Origin of the sequence: Inquilinus limosus MP06 (assembly GCF_000767795.1) — a bacterium.
Classification (GTDB): domain Bacteria; phylum Pseudomonadota; class Alphaproteobacteria; order DSM-16000; family Inquilinaceae; genus Inquilinus; species Inquilinus limosus_E.
In genome coordinates, this window is sequence record NZ_JANX01000478.1 from 1 (window position 1) to 5,006 (window position 5,006).

Consider the following 5,006-nt stretch of genomic DNA (forward strand, 5'->3'; position numbering starts at 1 on the left):
GCCGCAGCGAGCGGGCGGCGACGGCGACGCGCTGGCAATAGTCGACTCCCGGCTGCGGCGCCTCGACCGCCTCGGTGCGGGCGGCCTCCATCACCTCCATCTGGATCTCGGCCGCCCGGGCCAGCAGGCGCAGATGCCGCGCCGCCCGCTCCTCCTGGGGAGCGGCCGGGGCCTCCGAAACCGGGTCGGTCTGCGTCCTGTCCATGGAACTTATCATGAACAGAATCGGTCGATAATACGATTGCCTTATTTCATCCGGCCGGCAGGCCATGGCCCGTCGGGATGGCGTACGGATCGATCGCCGGCGCGGTGCCGCCGCATCGCGGCGGACAACGATCCGGCACCGCGTGTCGGACTCCGGCCCGGCCGATCGTCTTCCAGGCAGGCAAGGCCTGGAGACCGACGATGACCGTGACCATCACCGCCTTCGAACGCTCGCCCGACCGCGGCAACGGGCTGGCGCGCGACATGCGCGTCCGCTGGGCGCTGGAGGAGGCGGGCCAGCCCTATGACGTCCGCCTGCTGTCGTTCCGGGCGATGAAGGAGCCCGCGCATCTGGCCCTGCATCCCTTCGGCCAGATCCCGACCTACGAGGAGGAGGGCGGCCCTGCCCTGTTCGAATCGGGGGCCATCGTGCTGCATATCGCCGAGCGCCATGGCGGCCTGCTGCCGGGCGAGGCGAAGGCCCGGGCGCGCGCGATCATGTGGATGTTCGCCGCCCTCAACACGGTCGAGCCGCCGGTGTTCGAGCGCGCCCTGGCCCGGATCCTCGAGCGCGACGAGCCCTGGTACGAGCAGCGGCTGCACGTCCTCGAGGACACCATCCGCAAGCGGCTGGATGGCCTGTCCAGGCATCTCGGCGATGCCGAATGGCTCGACGGCGCCTTCAGCGCCGGCGACCTGCTGATGGTGACGGTGCTGCGCCGGCTGCAGGGATCGGACCTGCTGGCGGCATATCCGGACATCGCCGCCTATATCGCCCGCGGCGAGGCCCGTCCGGCCTATCAGCGGGCCTTCGCCGCCCAGCGGGCGGTCTTCATCGCCGCATCGGCCGGCTGATCGGCCCCTACTCCCTGTCCGAAGACAGCGCCGGCAAAGCGTGGTGCAGCGTCACATGCCCCCACAGCGCCAGCAGCCCGCAGAACAGCGCGGTCGACCCGAACCACGGCCAGCCCCAGGCCGAGCCGGCGGCGAGGATGGCGAGAATCGTGCCAGGCCCGGGCACCAGCCCGAGCAGCGTCGCGATCGGCACCGCGGCGGCGGCCGGGATGCCGGTCCAGGCGACGAGGCCGGAGCAGATGATCACCGCCTGGAAGGTCGACAGCGCGACATAGGCGGCGAGGATCAGGAAACGCATGGTCCTCCCGGGGCCTATGCGAGGATCGCGGGGCCTCTTCCGGTTGTGGCTGGTGGCTTCACGCCTCTCGGGATCGCCAGACGGGCGTCGATTGCGGACCCGTTCAACATACAGCCACTTGGATCAATCCGGCCCTTTATCCTCCCCCTCCCCTTGCGGGAGGGGGTAGGGGGAGGGGGAGGGGTGTTGGCGCCGACGGAACTGATGTTGAACGTCCCCCCGGCCCCACAGAGTTCTTGCTAGTTCCACCTCGGTTCCGGTCATCGGGAGCCCCCTCCCCCTACCCCTCCCGCAGGGGGAGGGGGAGAGTGGAGCGTACCGGCTGGCTCGGGTGATCGTTTCCCAAGAGCCTCGCGGGAGAGGCCCCGCCAACGACACCCGCGCCGTCAGCCCCGCCGCGCCAGCTGGTCGCGGATCCGGGTGGCCAGGCCGCTCTGCCAGTCCTCGAAGCTGTAATCGGCGAAGATCCGCGCCTGGCCCTTCAGCGCCCGGGCCTTCGCCGCCTCGCGGTCCTCCAGGATGGCGCGCATCGCCGCCGCCGCCTGGTCCACCCGCGGGCTGGCCCAGTGGCCGACATAGGACTTGCTGCGCATCTGCTCCGGCGGCGTCGGCACCACGTCGACATCGACCAGGAAGGAATTGTCGGCGGTGCAGAAATCCTGGGTGCCGGAATAGTCCGAGACGATCACCGGCTTGCCCAGCATCATCGCGTCGGCGATGCCGTAGCCGAAGCCCTCGGCCCGGTGCAGCGCCACGAACACGTCGGAGGAGTCGATCAGCGACCAGTACTCGGCGTCGGTCAGGTTGCCCTCGACGATCTCGATCCGGCTGTCGCCGGTGATGCGCTCCTCGACCTCCTCCCAGTAGCCGTCGAAGTTGCTCCAGTGGCCGGGGTCGATCTCGCGCATCTTCAGGAGCAGCCGCACCTCCTCCTCACCCTCGGCGAAGGCCTGCTGGAAGGCCTTGACCACCGACAGCGGGTTCTTGCGCACGATCGAGGAGCCGAACTCCGCCAGCGACAGGAAGATCAGCTCGCTCGGGCTGCGCCGGAAGCGGTCGAGGAACGGGCTGAACACCCGGGCCGGCGGCCTGGCCAGGCCCTTGCGGATGTTGCTGATCGGCGTCGCCGTGATCTTGCGGTAGCCGTCGGCGACGAAGCCGGACGGGGCCCAGATCTCGTCCACCGCATTGGCGCCCAGCAGGTGGGTCTCCGGCGGCGTGTCGGTCTCCCACAGGTAGAAGCCGATGATGTGCGCGTCCTCGCAGATCGAGGCGAAGCGGGCGATCATCTCCGGTGCCCGGTCGGCGTTGACGCACAGCACCACCACCCGGGCGCGCAGGTTCATGTCCTCGCGATACCGCCCCTCGGGGTTCACGCACTGGCCGTCATCGGCGTTGAACACCAGCGGGTCGAAATGCGACAGCGCCTCGACGAACATGTTGAGGTTGCGGCCGAGGCCGGTGGCGTTGGCATGGCCGACGATCACCAGGTCGATGTACTGGATCGCCGGGTCCGCCGCCGGGGCGGCCGCCAGCTCCGGTGCCACCGCCGAGATGGCGGCCAGGCGCGGCGACCGGCTGTAGACCTGGTCGATCAGTTGCCGGCGCAGCACGTCCGGCCCGCGCTCGGCGATCAGCTCCTCCGGCACGGCGCGGCCATTCAGCAGCGAGATCAGCGCCAGGTCGAAGCGGGTGAAGTGGCCCGCGACCTCCTGCGGGGTCGACCCCCAGTAGGACATCCAGTTGCGCGGGTTGAAGGAGCAGCGGTTGCGCTCGATCAGATCGGCCAGCACCTCCTTGAACGACAGGGTCAGCGCGTAGCCGGCCTCCATCATCTTGTGGGTGGTGCCCTCGTCCTCGTGCCGGAACAGCCAGTACCAGCTCCACGGCAGGGCCCGGCTGCGATAGGCGTCGACCACGGCGCTCAGCCGCTCCTTCAGCGCCTTGGAGATCAGGAGCTGGTTGTTCTTGTCGCTGATGAAGGGCGCGGTGGCGAACTTGTACTGGACCTTGCGCAGCCCCTCGTCGCTGAAGATGTCGATATGCTGGTAGTGCCGGCGCCAGAACGAGAACAGCGCCAGCGAGACGTCGTTCTTCAGGGCGCGCTTGTTGAACACGCCCTCGGACAGCGCCTCGTGGATCTCGTTGGTCATGCAGAAGATGCTGCGCCGGTCGGCATACTCCATGACGTCGGAGATGATCCACTGCGCCGTGCCCTGGTAGCCGACCAGGTTCTTGGTGTCGCAGTCGTACCGGTTCGCCATGTAGCGGACGAATTCCGGGATGCGGCCCTTGACCTTGTCCTCGCCATGGGCGACGTCGAGCCGCGCCATGGTCTTCGGCAGGTGGCATTTGGCGGCGTAGCGGGCGCCGAGATAGTCGGTGCGGCCGACCATGTCGGCCAGGTGGTCGGCCAGCTCGCCCAGCGCGTCCGGGTCCTTCCAGAAGGACAGGGCGGTGAAGGCCGGGCCGGGGATCACCGTGCCGTCGAGCTCGAAGCCCAGCGAGCGGTGCCGGCCGTGCAGCCGGGTGGCGGCGAAGGCGACGCGGCCGGTCGCCGGCTCGGTCCGGGCGTCGAAGATGCGGCGGCCGTCGATCACCAGGGCCAGCTCGACCGGCTCGGCCGGGTCCAGCTGGTTGATGCCCCAGAGATGCAGCATGCCGTCCTCGACGAAGACGCCGCCGATCGCCGGCTGGTCGAGGGGCGACAGCACGTGGTTGTGCTGGGAGAGGCAAAGCGCCGCAGCCGCCTTGGCCGCGTCCGCCGGATCGAAATCCTCCTCCGAATCCCGGGCCACGCTGTACAGCCGGTCCAGCAGCGCCGTGCGTCGGGCCTGCACGCCCGGCGCCCCGTCGCGGGATGTGCGCGACTCCCGCGACCGGGCGTTGACGCCGTCCCAGTCCGCCGCGTCGATCAGACCCTGCAGCTCGTGGGGATCGATCGCCGAACCGGAGGCATCAGGAATCACCGCTGCGACCAAGGCTTGAATCTTCATGGACGACGACCCTTCGACCGGGGAAACCTGGGATTCGAACGGGCGGCTGGACGTCCCGCTCGGAATCGAAGACTATGCTGCAGCGCACATAAATTCAAATCATAACGACGCGAAATCTGATTTCGCATCAGCCCAGGGATGAAACCCCATGGACCGGATGCGCGGGAACATTCCGCGGATCCCGGAATTCATAGCGCCGTATGTGGCCATCGCGGAAGCTCGGGTTATCGGAAGATTTTCCCGGAATTTGATGGTCTTCGGAGTGTTGAATTCGCCAACCTGATGGCTGATACAAGGTCAGCACCTGAAATCTGGAGCAGGTCATGAGTCGGATCGAGCGAGCGGTGGTGCCGGTGGTGTTGTCGGGCGGGTCTGGGACGCGGCTGTGGCCGCTGTCGCGGGCGGGCTATCCCAAGCAGTTCCTGCCGCTGGTCTCGGGCAGCACCATGATCCAGGAGACGGTGGCCCGGGTCGGCGAGGCCGACGGCTTCGCCCCGCCCGTCTTCATCTGCGCCGACGACCACCGCTTCATCGTCGCCGAGCAGATGCGCCAGATCGGCGTGGCGCCCGACGCCATCATCCTCGAGCCCTCGGCCCGCAACACCGCCCCCGCCGTCGCCGTCGCCGCCCGGTTCCTGGCCGACCGCGACCCC

Annotated in this window: 6 protein-coding genes; 2 read left to right on the forward strand and 4 right to left on the reverse strand. The window is 68.7% G+C overall.

The window, feature by feature from the left end:
• Positions 1–205, reverse strand: a 205-nt coding sequence (locus tag P409_RS26375) for a hypothetical protein (RefSeq protein WP_034845426.1), incomplete at its 3' end; no start/stop codon positions are given.
• 46 nt (positions 206–251) lie between these two features.
• Entirely contained in the window at positions 252–419 is a 168-nt protein-coding gene (locus P409_RS39270) for a hypothetical protein (protein ID WP_161790478.1), read from the reverse strand.
• Between P409_RS39270 and P409_RS26380 the strand changes: the two genes are divergently transcribed.
• Positions 406–1,059: a glutathione S-transferase family protein gene (locus tag P409_RS26380; RefSeq protein WP_034845428.1), complete on the forward strand. Its 654-nt coding sequence runs from the start codon at positions 406–408 to the stop codon at positions 1,057–1,059. The two genes, P409_RS39270 and P409_RS26380, sit on opposite strands and share 14 nt — an antisense overlap.
• A 7-nt stretch (positions 1,060–1,066) precedes the next feature.
• On the opposite strand, the gene P409_RS26385 is transcribed toward P409_RS26380, so the two are convergent.
• Both P409_RS26385 and P409_RS36455 read right to left on the reverse strand, forming a co-directional pair.
• Positions 1,067–1,357: a hypothetical protein gene (locus P409_RS26385; protein WP_034845430.1), complete on the reverse strand. Its 291-nt coding sequence runs from the start codon at positions 1,355–1,357 to the stop codon at positions 1,067–1,069.
• 386 nt (positions 1,358–1,743) lie between these two features.
• Entirely contained in the window at positions 1,744–4,353 is a 2,610-nt protein-coding gene (locus tag P409_RS36455) for a glycosyltransferase (RefSeq protein WP_152613550.1), read from the reverse strand.
• Positions 4,354–4,676: 323 nt separating this feature from the next.
• Here P409_RS36455 and P409_RS26395 point away from each other — a divergent pair.
• On the forward strand, positions 4,677–5,006 hold a 330-nt coding region (locus P409_RS26395), incomplete at its 3' end, for a sugar phosphate nucleotidyltransferase (protein WP_034845431.1).